The 21,067-nt window shown below is 47.4% G+C and carries 21 protein-coding genes and 1 pseudogene; 4 read left to right on the forward strand and 18 right to left on the reverse strand.

Going from position 1 to position 21,067, the window contains the following annotated elements; translation table 11 throughout:
• Nucleotides 1-6: 6 nt before the first annotated feature.
• From VSQ62_RS19310 to VSQ62_RS19330, 5 genes are all read right to left on the reverse strand, one after another.
• A complete protein-coding gene (locus VSQ62_RS19310) occupies nt 7-1,230 on the reverse strand; it encodes a homoserine dehydrogenase (RefSeq protein ID WP_334636413.1) in 1,224 nt (407 codons plus the stop codon).
• A 33-nt stretch (nt 1,231-1,263) separates the two neighbouring features.
• Nucleotides 1,264-2,374, reverse strand: a protein-coding gene (gene prfB, locus VSQ62_RS19315) for a peptide chain release factor 2 (RefSeq protein ID WP_334636414.1) whose coding sequence is annotated in 2 segments (ribosomal slippage) — nt 1,264-2,298 and nt 2,300-2,374 — 1,110 coding nt in all. Because the reading frame shifts where the segments join, the coding sequence is not laid out codon by codon here.
• A gap of 58 nt (nt 2,375-2,432) precedes the next feature.
• Nucleotides 2,433-4,997, reverse strand: a complete 2,565-nt coding sequence (gene secA / locus VSQ62_RS19320) for a preprotein translocase subunit SecA (RefSeq protein WP_334636415.1) — start codon at nt 4,995-4,997, stop codon at nt 2,433-2,435.
• Nucleotides 4,998-5,129: 132 nt separating this feature from the next.
• On the reverse strand, nt 5,130-5,909 hold the full coding sequence (hisA, locus tag VSQ62_RS19325) for a phosphoribosylformimino-5-aminoimidazole carboxamide ribotide isomerase (protein ID WP_334636416.1): 780 nt from the start codon (nt 5,907-5,909) through the stop codon (nt 5,130-5,132).
• Between the two features lie 10 nt (nt 5,910-5,919).
• Nucleotides 5,920-6,810: a LysR family transcriptional regulator gene (locus tag VSQ62_RS19330; RefSeq protein ID WP_334636417.1), complete on the reverse strand. Its 891-nt coding sequence runs from the start codon at nt 6,808-6,810 to the stop codon at nt 5,920-5,922.
• A gap of 135 nt (nt 6,811-6,945) precedes the next feature.
• Here VSQ62_RS19330 and VSQ62_RS19335 point away from each other — a divergent pair, with 135 nt between their 5' ends.
• Entirely contained in the window at nt 6,946-7,980 is a 1,035-nt protein-coding gene (locus tag VSQ62_RS19335; RefSeq protein WP_334636418.1) for an SGNH/GDSL hydrolase family protein, read from the forward strand.
• Between the two features lie 69 nt (nt 7,981-8,049).
• Here VSQ62_RS19335 and VSQ62_RS19340 read toward each other — a convergent pair whose 3' ends face one another.
• From VSQ62_RS19340 to VSQ62_RS19355, 5 genes are all read right to left on the reverse strand, one after another.
• Complete coding sequence (locus tag VSQ62_RS19340; RefSeq protein WP_334636419.1) at nt 8,050-8,868, reverse strand: DNA glycosylase AlkZ-like family protein; 819 nt, start codon at nt 8,866-8,868, stop codon at nt 8,050-8,052.
• 120 nt (nt 8,869-8,988) lie between these two features.
• Complete coding sequence (locus VSQ62_RS19345) at nt 8,989-9,597, reverse strand: GNAT family N-acetyltransferase (RefSeq protein ID WP_334636420.1); 609 nt, start codon at nt 9,595-9,597, stop codon at nt 8,989-8,991.
• Nucleotides 9,598-9,688: 91 nt separating this feature from the next.
• On the reverse strand, nt 9,689-9,787 hold the full coding sequence (locus VSQ62_RS32680) for a hypothetical protein (protein ID WP_502957770.1): 99 nt from the start codon (nt 9,785-9,787) through the stop codon (nt 9,689-9,691).
• A gap of 36 nt (nt 9,788-9,823) precedes the next feature.
• A complete protein-coding gene (locus tag VSQ62_RS19350; RefSeq protein ID WP_334636421.1) occupies nt 9,824-10,609 on the reverse strand; it encodes a helix-turn-helix transcriptional regulator in 786 nt (261 codons plus the stop codon).
• 260 nt (nt 10,610-10,869) lie between these two features.
• Nucleotides 10,870-12,342, reverse strand: coding sequence for a transposase (locus VSQ62_RS19355; protein ID WP_334635529.1), 1,473 nt, complete (start codon nt 12,340-12,342; stop codon nt 10,870-10,872).
• Nucleotides 12,343-12,609: 267 nt separating this feature from the next.
• Between VSQ62_RS19355 and VSQ62_RS19360 the strand changes: the two genes are divergently transcribed.
• A complete protein-coding gene (locus VSQ62_RS19360) occupies nt 12,610-13,101 on the forward strand; it encodes a hypothetical protein (RefSeq protein ID WP_334636422.1) in 492 nt (163 codons plus the stop codon).
• On the opposite strand, the gene VSQ62_RS19365 is transcribed toward VSQ62_RS19360, so the two are convergent.
• Nucleotides 13,098-14,648: an IS1634 family transposase gene (locus tag VSQ62_RS19365; protein WP_334634052.1), complete on the reverse strand. Its 1,551-nt coding sequence runs from the start codon at nt 14,646-14,648 to the stop codon at nt 13,098-13,100. The two genes, VSQ62_RS19360 and VSQ62_RS19365, sit on opposite strands and share 4 nt — an antisense overlap.
• Nucleotides 14,649-14,892: 244 nt before the next feature.
• Between VSQ62_RS19365 and VSQ62_RS19370 the strand changes: the two genes are divergently transcribed.
• The gene (locus tag VSQ62_RS19370) at nt 14,893-15,450 is read left to right on the forward strand and encodes a MarR family transcriptional regulator (RefSeq protein WP_334636423.1); all 558 of its coding nucleotides are present in this window, start codon (nt 14,893-14,895) and stop codon (nt 15,448-15,450) included.
• A 106-nt stretch (nt 15,451-15,556) separates the two neighbouring features.
• On the opposite strand, the gene VSQ62_RS19375 is transcribed toward VSQ62_RS19370, so the two are convergent.
• The 6 genes and pseudogenes from VSQ62_RS19375 to VSQ62_RS19400 all read right to left on the reverse strand — a co-directional run bounded on the left by VSQ62_RS19375 (nt 15,557) and on the right by VSQ62_RS19400 (nt 18,354).
• Nucleotides 15,557-15,763 (reverse strand): pyridoxamine 5'-phosphate oxidase family protein, encoded by a 207-nt coding sequence (locus tag VSQ62_RS19375; RefSeq protein WP_334636424.1) that lies wholly within the window; start codon nt 15,761-15,763, stop codon nt 15,557-15,559.
• 211 nt (nt 15,764-15,974) lie between these two features.
• Nucleotides 15,975-16,403 (reverse strand): IS200/IS605 family transposase, encoded by a 429-nt coding sequence (tnpA, locus tag VSQ62_RS19380; protein ID WP_334636202.1) that lies wholly within the window; start codon nt 16,401-16,403, stop codon nt 15,975-15,977.
• A gap of 73 nt (nt 16,404-16,476) precedes the next feature.
• Nucleotides 16,477-16,707: a pyridoxamine 5'-phosphate oxidase family protein gene (locus VSQ62_RS19385; RefSeq protein ID WP_334636425.1), complete on the reverse strand. Its 231-nt coding sequence runs from the start codon at nt 16,705-16,707 to the stop codon at nt 16,477-16,479.
• Between the two features lie 55 nt (nt 16,708-16,762).
• Nucleotides 16,763-16,978, reverse strand: a pseudogene (locus VSQ62_RS19390) (VOC family protein); the annotation flags it as partial.
• Nucleotides 16,945-17,556, reverse strand: a complete 612-nt coding sequence (locus VSQ62_RS19395) for an AAA-like domain-containing protein (RefSeq protein ID WP_334637716.1) — start codon at nt 17,554-17,556, stop codon at nt 16,945-16,947. The pseudogene VSQ62_RS19390 and the gene VSQ62_RS19395, both read right to left, overlap by 34 nt.
• Nucleotides 17,557-17,574: 18 nt before the next feature.
• Nucleotides 17,575-18,354, reverse strand: coding sequence for an EcsC family protein (locus VSQ62_RS19400; protein WP_334636426.1), 780 nt, complete (start codon nt 18,352-18,354; stop codon nt 17,575-17,577).
• Nucleotides 18,355-18,624: 270 nt separating this feature from the next.
• On the opposite strand from VSQ62_RS19400, the gene VSQ62_RS19405 reads away from it, so the two are divergent.
• On the forward strand, nt 18,625-20,097 hold the full coding sequence (locus VSQ62_RS19405; RefSeq protein WP_334636427.1) for a transposase: 1,473 nt from the start codon (nt 18,625-18,627) through the stop codon (nt 20,095-20,097).
• Between the two features lie 311 nt (nt 20,098-20,408).
• Here the strand turns inward: VSQ62_RS19405 and VSQ62_RS19410 are convergent, their stop codons facing one another.
• A complete protein-coding gene (locus VSQ62_RS19410) occupies nt 20,409-21,008 on the reverse strand; it encodes a cytidylate kinase-like family protein (RefSeq protein ID WP_334636428.1) in 600 nt (199 codons plus the stop codon).
• Nucleotides 21,009-21,067 lie beyond the last annotated feature (59 nt).

Genomic DNA, 21,067 nt, shown 5'->3' on the forward strand with positions numbered 1-21,067 from the left:
TCACTCCTAACCCTCTACACGGATCATGTGAAGGATCTGATCCCTATAGATATTCGCCCTTGTCACATAATCGCCTTCCATCATCACAGGAGTCACGAAACCAAATTCTCCTTCCAATCCTTCTGCCCTCACGACTTCAACCTCTCCGAAGGAGTCGCGAAGCCTGGGAAGCAGTTCTTCTTCATTCCCTCTGATCCTGACAAAGAACCGGCGCTTCGCGTCCGCCTTGTCCTCCAGCTGCAGCTTCTCCTGCTTCCACATGGTCATGATATTCCTGTTCAGATGCTTCGCCGCATCCACCACATCCGCCACAACCGCACTCGCTGTGGGAAGCTTTCCTGCCCCGCTCCCGTAGAACATTGCGTCGCCCAGGACATTGCCGTGTACGAAAATAGAATTAAACACACCATTGACATTGTAAAGAGGGTGCTCCGGATACAGCATACACGGCGCTACAATGGCATGAAGACGGTTCCCCGCATGGCGCTTACTGGACGCCAGAAGCTTGATCGTCGTCCCCATAGCCTTCGCATACTTCATATCTTCCACCGAGATCTCCGTGATTCCTTCACAGTAAATATCTTCAAAATCAACCTGCTGCCCCGAGATCAGGGATGAAAGGATCGCGATCTTCCTGCAGGCATCATATCCTTCCACATCTGCCTCCGGATTGCGCTCTGCGTACCCGTTGGCCTGCGCCTCCTTAAGGACCGTATCGTAATCTGCCCCTTCATAGAACATCTTCGTCAGCATATAGTTCGTAGTTCCGTTCAGGATACCGGTGATCTCCTCGATCTCATCCGCCGTAAGAGAAGAGTTCAGCGGACGGATGATCGGAATCCCGCCGCCCACGCTCGCCTCGAACAGGAAATTAATATTCTGCTCTTTGGCAATAGACAGAAGCTCCGCACCGTGTTTGGCCACCAGCGCCTTATTCGATGTAGCCACGCTCTTCCCCGCCTGAAGGCATCTCTTGACGAAGGTATATGCCGGCTCGATCCCGCCCATCACCTCCACCACGACCTTGATCTCGTCATCCGACACGATCTTCTCAAAATCATGGACGATCTTCTCCTGGATCGGATCATCCGGGAAGTCCCTTAAGTCCAGCACGTACTTAATATTCAGTTCATCACCGATCCTCTGGTTGATGCGGGCGCCGTTGGTATTCACGACCTCCACAACTCCGGAGCCTACTGTTCCGTATCCCATAACTGCTATATTTACCATCTATTGTTCCTCCTTCTCATAACCGTCCCGCATCTACTGTATGTCGCACCGCTTCGCAAGGTACGCATTCATAAACATATCGATACTGCCGTCCAGCACCGCCGTCACATTACTGTTCTCCTCATTGGTCCTGTGATCCTTCACCATCGTATAAGGCTGCATCACATACGAACGGATCTGATTCCCAAATCCGATCTCCTTGACTTCCCCTCGTATATCCGATACCTTCTCCGCCTGCTCCTGTTCCTTAAGAAGCTTAAGCTTCACCTTCAGCATTTGCATGGCCTTCTCCTTATTAAAATGCTGAGAACGCTCATTCTGACACTGCACTACGATTCCCGTAGGAAGGTGGGTGATACGGATCGCCGAAGATGTCTTATTGACATGCTGGCCTCCTGCCCCGCTTGCGCGGTATGTGTCGATCTTCAGCTCATCGTCCGCGATCTCAATATCGATCTCATCCTCGATATCCGGAACCACGTCACAGGAAGCAAAGGACGTCTGCCTCTTCCCCGCCGCATTGAACGGAGAGATCCTCACCAGGCGGTGTACACCCTTCTCGGACTTAAGATAGCCGTAAGCATTCTCACCGCTCACCTCAAAAGTGACCGCCTTCGTCCCTGCAATATCCCCGTCCAGATAATCGAGCACCTGGATCGAGAATCCCTTCCTCTCCGACCATCGGCTGTACATCCGATAGAGCATGCTTGCCCAGTCGCAGGATTCGGTTCCTCCCGCCCCCGCATGGATCGTCACGATCGCATTGCAGGAATCATATTCTCCGGACAGAAGCGTCCGGATCCTGAGAGCCTCAAACTCCTCTTCGAACTCCCTGATCTCCGACTCCAGTTCTTTCACCATGGAAGCGTCGTTCTCCTCATAGCCCATCTCGATCAGGAGATTGATATCGTCATAGGAAGTATACAGCTTCTTAATCGTATCTGTAAGCTCCTGGAGACTCTTAAGCTCTTTCATCAAACTCTGCGATTCCTCCGGGTTATCCCAGAAGCCCGGCTCCTCTATCTTCTTCTGCAGCTCCTCAATACGTCTCTCCTTGCCTGCAAGGTCAAAGTGAATCCCTCATTCCGGCAAGAGGTTCTTCGTACGCATTCATCAAAGTCTTAAACTGATCTAATTCAACCATCTCATCACCTCTTTCTGTCTATATTATAATGGCCCGGCCTTTTGGACGCTTGTAGCTATCACTTCCGGCCGCAGCACTGCTTATACTTCTTGCCGCTTCCGCACGGACACGGATCGTTCGGATATACCTTCTTCTCCGCACGCTTCTTAGGTCCGCGCACAGCGGTATCATCCCGGTTCGTTCCGGTCACCTTCGCCACCTGTTCCCTCTCTACCTTCTGTTCGATCCTTACATGGAACAGCGCGCGGATCGTATCTTCCGCGATACTCTTCGTCATCTCGTCGAACATATCGTAGCCTAACATCTTGTACTCGACCTTCGGATCCCTGTTGCCGTACGCCTGCAGGCCGATCCCCTGCCGAAGCTGGTCCATATCATCAATGTGGGCCATCCACTTCGCATCAATCACCTTCAGAAGGATCACACGCTCAACCTCACGGACATGCTCTGCCTCCGGGAACTCAGACTCCTTCGCCTCATATGCCTTCGCGGCCCGTTCTTTCAGCAGATGCTTCAATTCCTTCTGGCCCATCCCGCGCACGTCTTCCTCTGTAACTGCCGCGATCGGGATCGTATTATGGATGGTAAGATTCAGCTCCGACAGGTTCCATTCGTCATAATCCTGATCCTTGCCCGTCACCATATCCACCACATTCTCCACATATTCATTCATCATATGGAAAATGGAATCCCTCATATTCTCGCCGTCTAACACACGGCGTCTCTCCTCGTAGATGATCTCTCTCTGCTCATTCATTACCTGGTCATAATCCAACAGGTTCTTACGGATACCAAAGTTATTGGCCTCAATCTTCTGCTGCGCCTTCTCGATGGCGCTGGAGAGCATCTTATGTTCGATCTGTTCCCCGTCTTCCACGCCCAGCGCTGTGAATACACTCATCAGACGCTCGGAACCAAACAGACGCATCAGGTCGTCCTCCAGGGAAATGTAGAACCTGGACTCTCCCGGGTCTCCCTGACGTCCGGAACGTCCGCGGAGCTGATTGTCGATACGCCTGGACTCGTGCCGCTCTGTACCGATGATCTTAAGGCCTCCGGCCTCTTTGGCCTCGTCGTCCAGCTTGATATCCGTACCACGGCCCGCCATGTTCGTCGCGATCGTCACCGCATCATGTACACCCGCCTGGGCAACGATCTCCGCCTCCATCTCATGGAACTTGGCATTCAATACATTGTGCTTGATCCCCCGCCTCTTAAGCATACCGCTTAGAAGCTCGGAATTCTCGATCGTAATGGTACCCACAAGCACCGGCTGATGTCTTGCGTGCGCTTCCTCGATGGCGTCGCACACCGCCCGGAACTTCTCCTTCTGGGTCTTATATACCGCATCATCCAGATCCTTACGTGCAACCGGCTTATTGGTCGGGATCTCGATAACGTCCATCCCGTAGATCTCACGGAACTCCTTCTCTTCTGTCAGCGCCGTACCGGTCATACCCGCCTTCTTCGCAAACTTGTTGAACAGATTTTGGAAGGTGATCGTCGCAAGGGTCTTGCTCTCCCGCTTCACCTTCACGTGCTCCTTCGCCTCAATGGCCTGATGCAGACCGTCGGAATAACGGCGCCCCGGCATGATACGTCCCGTAAATTCATCGACGATTAAGACCTCGTCTTCCTTCACCACATAGTCCTTATCCCTGAACATCAGATTGTGGGCGCGGAGCGCCAGGATAATATTATGCTGGATCTCTAAGTTCTCCGGGTCCGCCAGATTCTCAATATGGAAGAACTGCTCTACCTTCTTGACACCGTCCTCGGTCAGGTTGATGTTCTTCTCCTTCTCATTGACGATAAAGTCTCCGGTCTCCTCGATATCCTCGCCCATGATGGCATTCATCTTGCTGAACTCCCCGCTGGCTTCTCCGCGCTCTAACTGGCGCGCCAGGATATCGCAGGCTTCATAGAGCTTCGTGGACTTCCCGCTCTGTCCGGATATGATCAGAGGAGTCCTCGCCTCGTCGATCAGCACAGAGTCCACCTCGTCGATGATGGCATACTTAAGCCCTCTCTGCACTAACTGCTCCTTGTAGATCACCATGTTATCCCTCAGGTAATCGAAGCCCAGCTCGTTATTCGTCACATAAGTAATATCACAGTTATAGGCCGCGCGTCTCTCGTCGTTATCCATACTGTTCAGCACGACGCCGACCGTAAGTCCCAGGAATTCATGTACCTGTCCCATCCACTCCGCGTCACGCTTCGCCAGGTAATCATTGACCGTTACAACATGTACGCCTTCGCCGGTCAGGGCATTCAGATATGCCGGGAGCGTGGACACCAACGTCTTACCTTCACCGGTACGCATCTCGGAGATACGCCCCTGATGGAGGATGATGCCGCCGATGATCTGGACCCGGAAGTGCCGAAGCCCAAGTACCCTCACCGATGCCTCCCGCACTACCGCAAATGCCTCCGGCAGCACGTCGTCCAACGTCTCGCCGTCGGCGAGCCTTGCCTTAAATTCTCTCGTCTTATCCTTCAATTCACTGTCCGACAACTTCTGCATCACCGGCTCAAGCGACTCAACCTCATCCACGATCGGATAGATCCTCTTCAATTCATTCTCACTATGTGTTCCGAATATTTTCTGCATTAAACCCATATGATAATTACTCCTTATCATTAATTTGATACCAGGACACGCTCCAAAACGCCCTAGAATGACCACTTTATCCTCCATTCTAGCACTATCCATAGGCCAATTCAACTAATTTATGAACTGTTAACAAACTGTTTAATTTTCCGTAATAGGATGTTTGACCGCCTGATAGGGAATATTTCCCCCAAAAAGATCTAACGCACTCCCGATCGTATAGTCAAGCTTCCCGCCTGAAATCTTGCGGAAATGCTTCAGATCATCAAGGCTTCCGATCCCCCCCGCATAGGTCGTCGGTATCTTAGCATAGCTGCCGAGAAGCTTCACCAGTTCTTCCTCAATCCCTGACGCCTTCCCCTCTACGTCAACACCGTGCACCAGGAATTCATCACAGTATCCTGCGATCTCCTCTAAGATCTTGCGGGTCAGCCTCACCTGGGTAAATGTCTGCCAGCGGTTCGTCACGATATAATAGCCGCCGTCCTTCCTGCGGCAGCTTAGGTCGATCACCACATGCTCCCTGCCTACGGCCCGGCATAGCTTATCCATGTTCTCCCAACGGATCTCCCCGTCCCGGAATACATAAGAAGTAACGATCACATGGCTTGCCCCGGCTTCCAGGTAGACTTCTGCATTCTCATCCGTGATCCCGCCGCCGATCTGCAGTCCGCCGGGGTACGCCGCAAGCGCTTTCATCGCCTGCTCCCTAGTCTTCTCATAATATTCGGAAGACGGCGGATTAAGAAGGATGATGTGCCCGCCCTTCAACCCGTCTCTTCTATATAAATGTGCAAAGTAATCCGCTCCCTGCTCTGCCTTATAATTCTCAACCGCCTGGTCGTTCTTATCCTTGAGGCTGCCGCCGACGATCTGCTTCACCGCTCCGTTGTGAATGTCTATACATGGTCTGAATCTCATATGCTCCTCCTTATCCCTTATCGCTGTGCCGTATATTCCTCTTCCTGTTCTCAAAAAATTCCGTCAGAAACGAATAGAAGTCTACTACATTACGGCTGTCTGTCTTATTCCTATTATAATGAATGATGATATCCCTCTGGCAGATCGGTTCCTCGATCTTCAGCATCTTGACATGCTCATTCTCGATACTGCCCCAGGTGAATTCCGGCCAGAAGCCAATCCCCATATTGGCCGCGATCATATTCTTAACGGCAGAAGGATTGTCACTCTCGAAGATGATCTTGGGCGTGAAGCCGGCATGCTGGCAGAACCGGTCGCAGATATAGCGGAACTCCCTGGAACCAAGGAGGCTTATGAATCCCTCCTCCTCCACCTCGGCAAGACGGATCGACGTCCTGTCCCGGTATCTTGGGTTCCTGGGCACCGCCAGATAGATCTCCTCCGCGCACGCGAAGCGGTTCTTCTCATCCTCCCCCAGGTAGAATAATTTCGTCGTCACTGCTATGTCATAGAGTTCACTCTCCGAATTCTGCTGTAACTGGAAATTAATATCCTCATGCTCCTTCTTATACTCAATGATTGCCTCCATCACAAGCCCCGATGCCGCCAGCACATTCATATGTATCGTCTCCCCCTCCAGGGCGACCATCATCTTAAGCTGCTCCGGAATCGCATCCATCTGCTCCATCAGTGGCTCTAATCTCTTCTGGAGATATCTCCCGTACTCTGTCAGTACGATATTGCGCCCCTTCGCCACGAAAAGCGGCACCCCCAGGTCCTTCTCAAGCCTCCGGATCGCCTGGGTCAGCGCCGGCTGTGTGATGTGCAGATTCTTCGCACTGTTGGTCATATGCTTCGTCTTCGCCGTCTCCAGGAAATAACGGATCTGCATAAGTTCCATTTATCATTTCTCCTATCTATAATGTCAACATTATGATTTTGATAAATATTATATATTAGACATAATCATACGTCAATGATAAACTAAATATGTAAGATAAAGTTACAGTTCAAAATGAAAGCGAGGAAAACAACAATGGCTGAACTTCTTGAATCTACTATGCTGATCTGCTTTGGATTATCCTGGCCAATGAATCTTGCCAAGAACATCAAGGCAAGATCAGCGCGCAACATGAGTCTCCAGTTCATACTTCTTATCATCACCGGATATGTGGCTGGAATCTCGGCTAAAATCTATAACCACAGATTCAATTATGTACTGGTAGTATATCTCCTGAATCTGGTCGTCGTATCCGCCAACGTGGTGGTCTACTTCATCAACCGGCGCTATGACAGACAGATGCAGACGGCAAACGCCGAACTTAGCAGACAGATATCCGGACATGCGAAGGAATTTTCGGCCGGAAATACAGAGAATCCTTCCGAAAACACATCATTTAATGCATCCTTCAAACCATCAATTCAGAAACAAGGAGAAGATGAAATGGAAACTTATCGCGAGCTGAACAGCATTACAGAAGCAGGCGGTGTTGTCTTATTTGGCTCCAACACGTTCGCCTCTCTTCCGATCGGAGAACTGACACAGGCCTTCCGGATCACAGAACCAATCTATAACCGGAGCATCCGTGACGTGCGCATCGACCAGATTGAAAGCTATCTTAAGATATGCCTGTACGATCTGAATCCGCGCAAGATCTTCGTGAACATGGGAGATATCGACGTTCTCGACGAGAATGTCAACATAGACAACTTCATTTCCAAATACGAGTGGCTTCTCTACATGATCCACACGAAGACACAGGCCTCGATCTATATCGTCCCCATCGTCTCCGGCAGCCCCGCCGCCTTCAAGATCAACCAGCGGCTTAAAAGCCTGGCTTCCCAGACCGGCTGCAAGTATGTAGACGTCTCCGGCGTACTGGAAGCCAAACGGCCGACACTCAGGCTCTTCGAGATATTGAAGGTGCATATGCGCAACCACCCGATCAATTTCGCAGATGCAATGGAAGTAGGAACTCTAAGCAACCGCGAACGGGAAGATGTCCCAAACGACGGTCAGACCTCCGCCGCACCTGGGCTGAAACAGGATGTAGCCTACGCGAAACACTGATCTTAAGAGTCTATCAGCCTTGGTATGTCTGATGATAGATCATTCAAGATAAAAACTGCCGGGAAGTACCTATTGTACCCCGGCAGCTATTCTACATTCCTGATCTTCCGTCCTGATATCTCCGGCTGCATCTTCTAAGTCCGTCTGCTCCCCAATCTCTTCCACTTTTACTTCAATAATCTTCTCTTCTTTTAACAGCATCTCGAATATAGCATTTCTCTGTGCAGCCTTAAGTCCCTGTATACCCAGCCATGCGTCAGAAGCACGGTTCCACAAAAGTCCCACCGAACCAATGCGCTCTGACACCAGCCATTTTCTATAATTAAAATCCAAAGGATAGGGCTCTGGTTGATTCAAAAACTCTGCCGGAATGCAATTTTCAATCAGATCATAATATTTCAGTGTTCCGCTCTTATGATGGATTCCCAGTTCTCCGACAAAATACATATGTTCCAACACCGCTCTCGACAACCTGGTATCACTCCAATACCAGGATACCTTTTCCACTATGTCCAAATCTGCGCTGCACAGTGGTCCCCGCCGTGCAATTTCCTCACGCACCCGTTCCTGTACTTCCACAATTTCTGTATGGCTTCTCTCCCAGCTTCGGTGAGCCTGCCGCTCCCGGGCAAAATATTTCCAGTTCTCTATTGGAAGAATCGCGAGATTTTTATCAAAATAATCCACGAGTTTCCGATCGATATATAAAAGCTCATAAAGCATCGTCTTTTGATAGTCTTTGATTCTGGACTGCAAAACCAGATCCGCATTTCTGCCACAGACATCCACCGGATCAAACTGAATGCATCCTGTCTGTCGGACAAAAGAAAGGACGCCTTCTTTTCCAACAAATTTGTAATCTCCCAGCAAGCCATGCTTTAATAACAAAAACTGCCGCGCCTGTTTTTTCGTAAAATAAATTCTGTCCGTTTGCCCTCCCACCGCTAATACAAAAAACGGCAGAACCCGTCATCATACTGTAGCAACAGAATTAATCCATAATGTTTCCTATTTCTTATTAAGAACCCAATAGTATTTATACTGAGTGCCATCATGTCCGGTCAGCGCATGATCTGATTCTTCATACCCCAGTACCGACAATGCCTGAATACGTTCTTTTGCGGTTGGCACCGCTTTTGTTGCCAGCATCCGGCAGGAAAACATGTCAAACGCTAGAGTTTCTATCTGTTGTAAAATTTCCTTTATCACATCTGCTTTTTCGTAATCACTTCGCAGATCCAGACGCAGCAGCCCGCAGTCTTTGAAATAATCCTCAGAATCCCTGTGGAATAATTCAACCGTTCCTATAACTTCTTCCTCTTTATGGCTGAAAATACCCCATCTCACAAATCCTCTTCTTTCATACTCCCAAAGCCAATAGCTGACAGCCTTCCTCATTCTTTCCAGGGATGTATAATGGAAGTCATCCCCACCGCAATTATCACTATTGAAAAAAGGAACCGCCTTCCCGTCCGAATAAACCTTCAGTAAATCCTCCGCATCACTTTCTGCGACCAGACGTAAGCAGTATTTTCCATCGTCAAAAACCGGGCACTCCTGATACACGTCCTCAAAAGTTCCCTGATCTCCAAGTAACACTTTCACAAATTCACTCATCTTATGCTCCTCTCTTTTTTACCTTCCGCCATACGCGCAGAATACTCCATGTGCCATAGAACATCTCCATCCTACCATACTTCTGCGACAGCTATATGTCGTAATTAGATAAAAATTTTTGAGCAGCCTCGATCAGTTCATTTCGACAGGCTTCCGGAGAAATGACTTCCACACGGTTTCCCATACTCAAAAGCAGGGCTTTCCACGAGCGTTCTCCAGGCGGAACCTAAATCCATATTCTTGATTTTTCCTCCGACCATTCTTCTATTTGGCTGTCCGGAAAGTACTCTTCCATCAGGCACGTATCTTTCTTATCAAACGCTACCTCCAGTGTAATACAAGTTTCACCATATGCCCTGTCTGACTGCTCCATAAGCTCCTTTACCGCCGGATGCTTTCTGTCAGACTTTTCCGATGTAATTTGAGGCTTGCGGATTCGTGCAACTTTAAAGGTACGATATGCCTCCTGTGGAACAGACCATGCAAATAAATACCATGAATACCATTTATACTGGATAGCAAGAGGTTCAACCAACCGCTGTGTTTCTTTTCCCTGCGCATCCCTGTAAAAAAATTCAACCAGTGCCTTTGTCTCAATTGCCCGTTTCAGCATCTGATTCACTTTTTGCACCTGTTGATTCTCCATGGCGATTCCAAAATCAAAAAAGATACTCTGTTCCTGATCCCTGTCCAAAAGTGCATGATACTTTTCAATTAAACCTGCCAGCGTTTCATTTGCATATGAGGTTGCCAGGCTTTCCAGCGCCTGCTGAATCAACTGCTGTTCTTCCTGGTGGATATTGCAGTTTCTAACCTTATACGACGGCAAAATGGAGTATCCTCCACCCTTTCCCTGATTGGAATATACAGGAATCCCTGCTTCTGCAATACTGACCATGTCTCTCTGTATGGTGCGAACAGAAACATGGAGCCGTTCTGCCAGGTCTCTGGCGGATACATTCTCATGATTCAAAAGATAAATGACAATTTTCAACAGTCTGTCTATTTTCATTTGAACAGCTCTCCCTAACCCGGATAAACCGGAAAAGTTTTTTTGCAATTCCTCCAAGTTTCAAGTACAATAAACAAGAGCACTCTCGGAAACTCAATAGAGAATAAGCAGGAAAGGGTTGAGTTTCAGAAATGAGAGGGATAAGGGATGGATGATTATGGGGCTTGAGCAGTCCAGAGAGCATAAAGAATAAAAATGTGCATGACTTTAAAACCTGTCGGAAAACAGGCCTGAAAGAATCCAGAAGCAGGAAACTTGGTTTATGCCACTGCCTGCACCTGCTGTTTATAGCGGGCATCCAGATGGATGCAGATTCCAATCATGGTTGTCATGAAAGAATAATGCTCCTTTGTGTGTATGAACATACGGTGCAGTCCGTAATCATTGAGGATGCGGTTGTTGATACGTTCCGTGGCGGTGCGTTGATTATAAATCTTCTTATAAGCATCTGTGCCGCGGGGGACGTCGGTGTAAAGCCGGATATCCCATTCGGGCCGGGTTTTGACGACTCTCCCATATTTGGAATCGGTGCAGGAGTTTTTACATTTGGAACAGTGATCTTTCCCATAGGGGCAGCGCCACATGAGGTAACCGCTGGATCTGTCATAACCGTTAGGCTTCATGCGCAGTTTTTCCTGACATAAGGGCGTTCCATCTTTGTCAATGGTGATGGTATCAGGAATTGTTTTTGGCCGGCCGCATTTGTCGTTCAGGTCGATGAAGGCCCGTATTCCCCTGCTTTTAAGGATCCGGTAGGTGGGGTAATTGTCCATTGCAGAATCCAGGCACATATTCGAGGTGGAAACAGCCGGCATATGTTTTTCCAGTTCATGGAAAGCGACAAGGAAATTGACCGAATCATGACGCTTTGCGCTGGTAAAACGCAGAAGCAGGGGGAGATCTGTCCTGAGTTCACTGTTATAGCAGGATAATTGGAACAAAGTGTAGCCGAAGTAATATTTTTCCAGGTCGCTGTCCCAGCCCCAGGAAGCATCGGGGTCGGGGAAATGCCGCAGGTTTTCCGGTGCGCCAACCCTGTGGTGCCCGCGTGGGCAGGCATGGGTATGCACGGCGGTGCCGTCTCCGGAAACCGTAAGGTGTTCCCTTGGTATGAGACCGGATTCCATGGAAGGCAGGACAGCCACGTGATAGAAGAAGCGCTGCAGCCGCCCTTCAAAGTTAAAAGGGATATCCTTCCCGCTCATGAGCCGTTTTTCGATAGATTCTGTGATTTTGGGCTTTGCCTCCTGTGCTTTCTGTTTTTTGCCTTTGGGCTTATCCGGCTTTTTGGTGTTCCAGGAAGCCGGAAGCAGTTTGTCCCGCGCATATAAGTCCGTTGGCGGTGCAGTCCAGAGCCTGTCCATGAAGTCAAAATAAGAACCGAGGGGCGGCAGGGAATCCGTAGTGCAGCCGATGAGAGCGGCAAGGAGGCGGTCATGTTTGAGCCTGTCGACCCAAAGGGTAAGGGATAGCTTGGCCAAACCTTCTGAAAATAGAAGAAAGAAAAGGATAAAAGACCTTAAGATTTGTGGCTGGTTCTTAGCGGGCCTGCCAGTGTTGGAGTAAAAGGGCAGAAGGAACTCCATGGCCTTATCGGTATCGAAAAGGCGGAGTTTCTGCCAAGGTTTCCAAAGCTCCGTATGGAGCCGGACTCTTTCAGAGGAATCGAAATGGACTTTGGATTCGTTGAGAAAGTACTTGTAATCTTGCATGGACTGCCAGTACTTGATCATAAAGTGCACCTCCTAGTAGTTTAGTTTAATGCTGTGCGTGTGGCACAGACGCTTCTTAACTACAAGGGGCGCGTTTGGTGACTGGCGTATATGGTCACCAAACGCGCCGCACATTTTGACTTATATGTCAATACTTTTTTGAAAATTTAACAAAAATGTTTTCCGGGATATGGAGGAAAGCAAAAAAGAAGAACATGAAAAAAGAGCGGAAATTCGGGCTCAAAGAGTTTCCGAGACCGCTCAACAAAAATGTTGGAGGATGTGTTCATGTTACTCACGGATAAATACGCTGATAAGATTTATGGTACGATCACTTGTTATGACCTCCGTGTCCCTACCTGGGCGCCTTTCCGTCTACAGTTCTATATGAATGGACACAAACTCCTTGCCAGTAAACTGCAGAAGAAAGAAATCACTTACCGCATGCACGATAATGCTTTCCTGGAAATCCTGGATGTGGAAGCCGCCGAAAAGCTCTCTGACAGGATCAACCCGGAAGACCTCCATAAGGTTCTGGATGTTTTTGCAAAACGTTACTGTCCAGTCCCTGAAACACTCGGTCTGGGCTACACATGGACTGTCCAGCAGATTGAGTGCGCAACCGATGTCATGTTCAAACAGCCCGGTGACCTGGAACCCCTTTATGACGAGATTATCCGGACGGCAATCTTTACGGTAAAGCCGGACAATATCGCCACATTTCTGGGGCAGCGTATTACCTATAACCTAAAATCCCGTTCAAATTATACACATGTTTAAGGTGTCAGCCCATATAACTCATATATGTCTTTTTGAAATGGCGTAAGTTCCGTTGTGTATTTTTTTCGTGTTCCATTTATACTGACACTACGGACAGTTTTCATTTCACTTATTACTTTTTGAAGATCATGATTTTTATACCATCCGGCTTCATTCATCACCTGCTTTAGACGAGTTGTGATCAGAAGTGCAATAAACTGTATGAAGATTCTGCCTTCCATAGCTGCCGCTGAATGGATACGCAAACGTTTCATATCAAGATCATTTTTGAGATCATCGAAACATTTCTCAACAGCATCCTTGCTCCGGTACACCTCAAGAGCTTTTGTCGTATCCTTAATGTGATTACTTACAAGCACGAACCAGCCGATATGGTTCCTTTTATGCTTGCTAATGGCTTCCTCATTGTAATCCACCCTGATGCCTCTTATAGGAGTTTTATGGATCAAGAAGAACTTATCATAATAAGAGGCATGCTCCTTTACATGCCTGCCGGCCATAAGTTCTTCATAACAGCAGTGCAGGGTATGGTCAAAATTCCGTTCGTCTGACGCCGCCTTGAAAATATCGTGGTAGATGTGGATATAGAACCGATGCCCTTTCCAATTGGAAGATTCCGTGACCGCATACAGTCCATCCCCAAAGACTGTACAGTAATTATGATGGGAACGGATGCTGTCTCTGTGGTGTTCCACTGCCTTGCAGGCAAAACCGACAGTAAAAGGTACTCCAATCAGGAACTTTTTATGGCTGGCATACATTGCGTCAAGGTTCGGTTCACTATAAAAGCCTTTGTCCATGACAAAATGGCATGTTGGGCTCTCCAGAACGGATATATTAGCTATGCTGTCTTCCAGAGCGTTCACATCTTTAATGCTGCCGGGAATGATCCTGTAATACAGCGGCATATGGGAAGTGACACCAGTGAGCATAAGGAGGTTGATCTGTGGCAGTTTTTCCCCGTCACGGTTGTATCCCCAGCGGACAAAGTCGATCAGTTCGCTATAGGAAGATACACTGGTGATATCCATTGCATAGACATCCTTCTGGCTGTTTACATCAATCCACCTGCTGAAAAAGTCCTGTTGCAGTGTGGGCGTAATCCTTACAAGGAGTTCGCTCACCCGCTGGCTTGCAAGCAGGGAACGGCACGGTGATGGATACATCCGCTGCCACTGGTCAACGTGGCGCAATGCCCCGCCTTCGCTGACAAGGTAATACGCACATGTCAGTATGCATCTCCAGTCATCCGGAAAGACTGTACTGAGCGGTTCCATCAGCCCTATGTCTGAAACAGCTTTATCCAAAAGGGACTGTATGCCGGTATTTTTCACAACACAGCGGCCAGCAGGTTCTTCCGTTTGAGCCCTTTTACGGGCAGCATCGCCTTTCCTGCGGTTGGGAACCACTTCACCTGTTACTGGATCCAGATGCCCAATGCTCTTGCGGATGTGTTTGACTTTTTTAGTTTCCTTATCATAAATTGAAGTGTTGCTGTAAACATAGGTTTTACCATTTGGATTTTTGACGTAAACAAGTGATGACATGCCGTTGCTCCTTTAAATATGTGTATAATATTTCTACTTATATTATAAAACTTATACACATATTTGTAAAGAGGGAGCGCCTAAAAACCCCGTATTTTCAATGGATTCATACTATCATACAGTCAATCTGTGTATAATTTTTTCGGGAGATTAGGCTATAACTGTAAGAAAGAAGTGGGCACCAACTATAACCAGCGTATTCTCGGAACGAGGATCAAACACCATATGGGTGGTAACCTGCAAAATGTATGATAAGTTTTACCATGTCTTACGGATAGAAAGCACCTGCAATGACATTGGGGCTTTCCGGGTAAAACGAAAAGTGGAGCACAGGGACGGCAGTTTATCGGAACAAAAGGCTCCATTGAAAAAAAGCATTTATAGCCTTTATCAGCTATTCACGATTATGAAAGCAGCAAACTACCGATACCTGGAATTTATCTCATCCTTTGATGACCACAGCGGCGGGAAGGAAAACCTTACAAAGGTTACAGATTCCGTTGCGGACAAGGGGCGCTCTTACCGCGGACTGAATTTCTTCGCAGAGCGTGACCTGCAGGTGCTGGAAGCTATTAGCCGTGGCCAATACATGGCTTTTGGAATGCAGGGAAAGGATATCCGCCAGCATCTTGAAAATATCAGTCCGTCAGCCCTGTCCAGGATTTTTAAACAGCTCCGTCTTCATGGGATTATTGAAAGGGTACAGGGCACTTACAAATATTTCGCCACAGCCTATGGCAAAGAAATCATTGCCGCAGGACTTACTATTAGAAACCTTGTGCTTATACCAGCATTGGCATAGGCATTTTTCTTACGCAGAAATTTTGCCATTTTGCGACAAAAGTCATTGATAAGTGGCCTAATGATATCGATTCGCAGTTTTTGTTTTAGCCCAATCAACTGTAATTTTAATGTTTGTCATTTTTCTTCAGTCTTATTTTGCCTGTTACTTTTTCTACTACCAGTTTAAAAACTTTTGTACGGGGCATTACTGCCTTATTGAACGAAAATTCTTCTTGACCATAATGCTTCATCAAAATATATAATGCATTGCACTTTTCATCATCAGAAAGCATTTCAACACGCCCTTGTCCAATAACACTCTCATATTCCATTGTGCAACTTCCGTGTTCAACCTCTGTCACTAATTTATGTTCACAATCCATTTCAAAACTGGCTCTATTGTCCTTTTCAACTCAACTACCACCGTCTGAAGACGGTGGGTTGTTGTGGTCTAAAGACCACTTTTTGCGACTGAAAGTCGCTTGCAGGCTAAAGCCTGTTTCATTTGCGACTAAAGTCGCCTAAAAGCTCTACTCTAAGTAGCTATTGTTCCTCGATTTTGAAATTATCTTCTTCTTTTCCCTGATTTTCGATATAGTTTCTTATCATCTCTTCATCTACTTCTCCTACTGTCCCACAGAAATATCCTCTTCCCCACATATGCTGTCCCCAATATCTCTTTCTCAACTCCGGGAACTCATCCTGTAACAACTTTGACGACCTTCCTTTCAGATATTGCATGATCTGACTTGGCGCCAGATTGGTTGGACACGAAAGCAGCATATGCACATGATCCACTCCTATACTGCCTTTCAGTATCTTTATGTTCCGTGCATCACATCCTTGCTGCAGCAGTTCCCGTAGCCTAAAGGCTACATTTTTTCTTAGTATCTTATATCTATACTTCGTTATCCACACAAAATGATACTTAATATCATATACGGTATGACTACTGCTCCTATATTCTGCCATTTCTACAGCACCTCCTACTGCTGTATTTTATCACAATTGCTACTGAAAGGAAATGCCGCTAAAGCTTGACCGCCTAAAAGGCGGTGGATTTAACCTTGCGCTTGGAAATTAAATCATATTTTGTACCCTCCATAGCTCCATGAAAATACAACTCGATTTTACCTTTTTTTATACATATTCCAAAATTAAGTGGTAATATATATGGGTAGCCATTACTATTTAAGGCAATTCGGCATACATCACATTTTTCCATGATAGCTACAATATCTTCAAACTCTTTTACTTCCCTATCTGAACGACGCATTTTTACCTCCCTACTACAATATTGCAAATACTGATTTGTTTATTCGTCCCATGTATTATCTGTTTAGAAGTTTTGTCAAATCCTCAATAGAAGCGTCCATTTTCACAAAAACTTCTTCCATAGTCATGCCGGAAGCAAGAAAACGCTTTATCACCATTTTCATTTCCTCGCCAACCTCAATGATGTGTCCGTCCAAATCGTAAAACCGAATCACCCGATGGCCCCAACTATGCTCGATCACTTCTCCCAGATATTCAATATCCGGGTATTCTTAGAATGCAAGCATTCTATGATCACACGGGCAGTCGTCAAATGAATGCAAGCATTCGTTTGACGACTGCCTTCGCGCATATTCCACGGACTATGACGAAATTTCCTTTTCAGATTCTTCACATCATATACTCCAGCCAATATAACAGATTGAAATGCCGGCAGAGATGTTCGTCTGATATAATATGCACGTATCTGAGATAGAAAATCAAGAAAAACCCGATTATTTTTTGCACTGTCCACCTCGTCGATCATCAGAACCATAGGTCTGTCTGCGGCATCACAGATATCGCTTAGATATTCAAAAAGTCTCTGAAGCCTGAAATTGACAGGTTCATTTTTTACAATCTGAGAAAGCTCCTCTAAAACCTCTCTACATTCATCGGGAAATATTCGAATATACCTTTTCAGGGCTCGCAGATACAATCTGGCAAACGAAAGTGCAAACGTATTTTCATTATCAAATTCTCCGGCTCCAAGCATCTGAAAATCCAAAGACACAACATAGTAATCCTTTTGCAGATATTGCTCTAATGCCAGCAGCGTCGTAGTCTTCCCGTATTGTCTCGCTTTATTGATCGTAAAATATTTCGCTGCTTATACTAAATATCTCCGACTGCATCTCCTCCTGTACTTCAGATCCGCATAATCCGTGATCCGTTTCAAATATACAGCGTCCGCCATTCCTCCTGCCAGACCCACAATCGGAATCCCCTGTACAAACTTCATATATAACAGCGCTTCTGCCAATGCATCCGAAGTCCTGATTATCTGTTCTTGCCTATCCGGCCCGCGCACAATTCCTGAATCAATCCATTCATTCAGTTCCCGGTTAGCCTGTACCAGTTCTTCTCCTCTAGTCAGCGCCGTCTCAATCACGCTCAGAATGAAACACTGCTCCTCTTCCGTCTCATACGAACAACCATAACTAATCGCTATCTCATAGATACTCTTCAATAACATGGCAGTAAAAAGCGGGATATCCGGAATCCCGATGCCCAGGATACCAAGTCCAGCCCCTTCGATCCCCGACAGAAGCAGATTCCTGGCGCGCCCGCTCCCTGCCTGTCTGGCAAATGCCCTGACACTCTTCCGATCCTTACGGACACAGGCTGCATATTCATTGATCTGAAACGTCTGCACCTGCTTCTCTTTGTCATAAGTCTTCTCGATCAATCCCGTGCCCTTCTCAAAGACAAGCTCAAATGCCTTGCGAAAGGCTGCCTTCAATGTGCCCTCCAGCTTCTCCGGTATCTTATCTGCGATCTTCTCCTTCCATGCAGAAGGCTTCTCCTTACTCATTCTGTCTAAGAAACGCTGTTCCTTCCTCTCAATCGCCGTCCATTCATTCTTCCAATGATCCTTAGAAAAAAGCAATCTTCCCTTTACCTCCATACCGTAACAGGAGCGGTCTCGGAAACTCTTTAAGCCCGAATTTCCGCTCTTTTTTCATGTTCTTCTTTTTTGCTTTCCTCCATATCCCGGAAAACATTTTTGTTAAATTTTCAAAAAAGTATTGACATATAAGTCAAAATGTGCGGCGCGTTTGGTGACCATATACGCCAGTCACCAAACGCGCCCCTTGTAGTTAAGAAGCGTCTGTGCCACACGCACAGCATTAAACTAAACTACTAGGAGGTGCACTTTATGATCAAGTACTGGCAGTCCATGCAAGATTACAAGTACTTTCTCAACGAATCCAAAGTCCATTTCGATTCCTCTGAAAGAGTCCGGCTCCATACGGAGCTTTGGAAACCATGGCAGAAACTCCGCCTTTTCGATACCGATAAGGCCATGGAGTTCCTTCTGCCCTTTTACTCCAACACTGGCAGGCCCGCTAAGAACCAGCCGCAAATCTTAAGGTCTTTTATCCTTTTCTTTCTTCTATTTTCAGAAGGTTTGGCCAAGCTATCCCTTACCCTTTGGGTCGACAGGCTCAAACATGACCGCCTCCTTGCCGCTCTCATCGGCTGCACTACGGATTCCCTGCCGCCCCTCGGTTCTTATTTTGACTTCATGGACAGGCTCTGGACTGCACCGCCAACGGACTTATATACGCGGGACAAACTGCTTCCGGCTTCCTGGAACACCAAAAAGCCGGATAAGCCCAAAGGTAAAAAACAGAAAGCACAGGAGGCAAAGCCCAAAATCACAGAATCTATCGAAAAACGGCTCATGAGCGGGATGGATATCCCTTTTAACTTTGAAGGGCGGCTGCAGCACTTCTTCTATCACGTGGCTGTCCTGCCTTCCATGGAATCCGGTCTCATACCAAGGGAACACCTTACGGTTTCCGGAGACGGCACCGCCGTGCATACCCATGCCTGCCCACGCGGGCACCACAGGGTTGGCGCACCGGAAAACCTGCGGCATTTCCCCGACCCCGATGCTTCCTGGGGCTGGGACAGCGACCTGGAAAAATATTACTTCGGCTACACTTTGTTCCAATTATCCTGCTATAACAGTGAACTCAGGACAGATCTCCCCCTGCTTCTGCGTTTTACCAGTGCAAAGCGTCATGATTCGGTCAATTTCCTTGTCGCTTTCCATGAACTAGAAAAACATATGCCGGCTGTTTCCACCTCGAATATGTGCCTGGATTCTGCAATGGACAATTACCCCACCTACCGGATCCTTAAAAACAGGGGAATACGGGCCTTCATCGACCTGAACGACAAATGCGGCCGGCCAAAAACAATTCCTGATACCATCACCATTGACAAAGATGGAACGCCCTTATGTCAGGAAAAACTGCGCATGAAGCCTAACGGTTATGACAAATCCAGCGGTTACCTCATGTGGCGCTGCCCCTATGGGAAAGATCACTGTTCCAAATGTAAAAACTCCTGCACCGATTCCAAATATGGGAGAGTCGTCAAAACCCGGCCCGAATGGGATATCCGGCTTTACACCGACGTCCCCCGCGGCACAGATGCTTATAAGAAGATTTATAATCAACGCACCGCCACGGAACGTATCAACAACCGCATCCTCAATGATTACGGACTGCACCGTATGTTCATACACACAAAGGAGCATTATTCTTTCATGACAACCATGATTGGAATCTGCATCCATCTGGATGCCCGCTATAAACAGCAGGTGCAGGCAGTGGCATAAACCAAGTTTCCTGCTTCTGGATTCTTTCAGGCCTGTTTTCCGACAGGTTTTAAAGTCATGCACATTTTTATTCTTTATGCTCTCTGGACTGCTCAAGCCCCATAATCATCCATCCCTTATCCCTCTCATTTCTGAAAATCAACCCTTTCCTGCTTATTCTCTATTGAGTTTCCGAGAGTGCTCAACAGTTCAGATACCTTCACTGTTACAGACATCCGGCCATTAACAATCGCTTCGCGATGGGCCGGATGCTTTCATGCGCTACTCAATGGCACGGTCAGCGCAGTGAATGCGTAGACCTGTCTAAACTGTTACTCCATACCTTCATAGGCTTCTCTCAGCATCCTGACAATCTGCGCCTCAGTAAACCGGCTGCTGTCGATACAGAGATCATAAGCACCCATATCCAGCCATTTCTCGTCTGTAAAATACTCATAATAGCTGCGGCGTTCCTTATCCGTCTTCTTCACAAATGCGCGGGCATCACTCTCCGGAATCTCGATGCGTTCGGCCGCCACCTTGACCCGGTATTCAAACGGCGCATGGATAAATACCTTCAGACACTGCTCTCCCAGAATATGACCGGCACAGCGCCCGATGATGATGCAGTCCTCCTGATCTGCGATCGTCCGGATGATCTCACTCTCTGCTTGAAAGAGTACATCGTTCATCGGATAGAGCCTGTACTGCGGCGCCATCTGTGCAGGTTCATCCAGCGGATAGCGCCACCCGCTGGCACGCTTCTCATCAACCTTGACAAGCTCCTCATAAGGCAGTCCTTCCTTCTCGCTGGCGATCCTGATCAGATCCTTGTCATAGCAGTGAATTCCCAGTTCTTCCGACAGAGCCTTCCCAATCCTTCTTCCGTTACTTCCGTACATTCGGTTTATGGCGATGATTCTTTTTGACATAATAACAAACTCCTTTCTCATCCTGTGAAACCTGTTCCGCCTTGTTTCTATAATCCTAT

Origin of the sequence: Sporofaciens sp. JLR.KK001 (genome assembly GCF_036941055.1) — a bacterium.
Classification (GTDB): Bacteria; Bacillota; Clostridia; order Lachnospirales; family Lachnospiraceae; genus Sporofaciens.

Coding starts and splice junctions, on each gene's coding strand:
- VSQ62_RS19310 (WP_334636413.1), bottom strand. CDS start 1,230: ATGGTAAATATAGCAGTTATGGGATACGGAACAGTAGGCTCCGGAGTT.
- secA (WP_334636415.1), bottom strand. CDS start 4,997: ATGGGTTTAATGCAGAAAATATTCGGAACACATAGTGAGAATGAATTG.
- hisA (WP_334636416.1), bottom strand. CDS start 5,909: ATGAGATTCAGACCATGTATAGACATTCACAACGGAGCGGTGAAGCAG.
- VSQ62_RS19330 (WP_334636417.1), bottom strand. CDS start 6,810: ATGGAACTTATGCAGATCCGTTATTTCCTGGAGACGGCGAAGACGAAG.
- VSQ62_RS19335 (WP_334636418.1), top strand. CDS start 6,946: ATGGCTGAACTTCTTGAATCTACTATGCTGATCTGCTTTGGATTATCC.
- VSQ62_RS19345 (WP_334636420.1), bottom strand. CDS start 9,597: ATGAGTGAATTTGTGAAAGTGTTACTTGGAGATCAGGGAACTTTTGAG.
- VSQ62_RS19350 (WP_334636421.1), bottom strand. CDS start 10,609: ATGAAAATAGACAGACTGTTGAAAATTGTCATTTATCTTTTGAATCAT.
- VSQ62_RS19355 (WP_334635529.1), bottom strand. CDS start 12,342: ATGATCAAGTACTGGCAGTCCATGCAAGATTACAAGTACTTTCTCAAC.
- VSQ62_RS19360 (WP_334636422.1), top strand. CDS start 12,610: ATGTTACTCACGGATAAATACGCTGATAAGATTTATGGTACGATCACT.
- VSQ62_RS19365 (WP_334634052.1), bottom strand. CDS start 14,648: ATGTCATCACTTGTTTACGTCAAAAATCCAAATGGTAAAACCTATGTT.
- VSQ62_RS19370 (WP_334636423.1), top strand. CDS start 14,893: ATGTATGATAAGTTTTACCATGTCTTACGGATAGAAAGCACCTGCAAT.
- VSQ62_RS19375 (WP_334636424.1), bottom strand. CDS start 15,763: ATGGAATATGAGAGTGTTATTGGACAAGGGCGTGTTGAAATGCTTTCT.
- tnpA (WP_334636202.1), bottom strand. CDS start 16,403: ATGGCAGAATATAGGAGCAGTAGTCATACCGTATATGATATTAAGTAT.
- VSQ62_RS19385 (WP_334636425.1), bottom strand. CDS start 16,707: ATGCGTCGTTCAGATAGGGAAGTAAAAGAGTTTGAAGATATTGTAGCT.
- VSQ62_RS19405 (WP_334636427.1), top strand. CDS start 18,625: ATGATCAAGTACTGGCAGTCCATGCAAGATTACAAGTACTTTCTCAAC.
- VSQ62_RS19410 (WP_334636428.1), bottom strand. CDS start 21,008: ATGTCAAAAAGAATCATCGCCATAAACCGAATGTACGGAAGTAACGGA.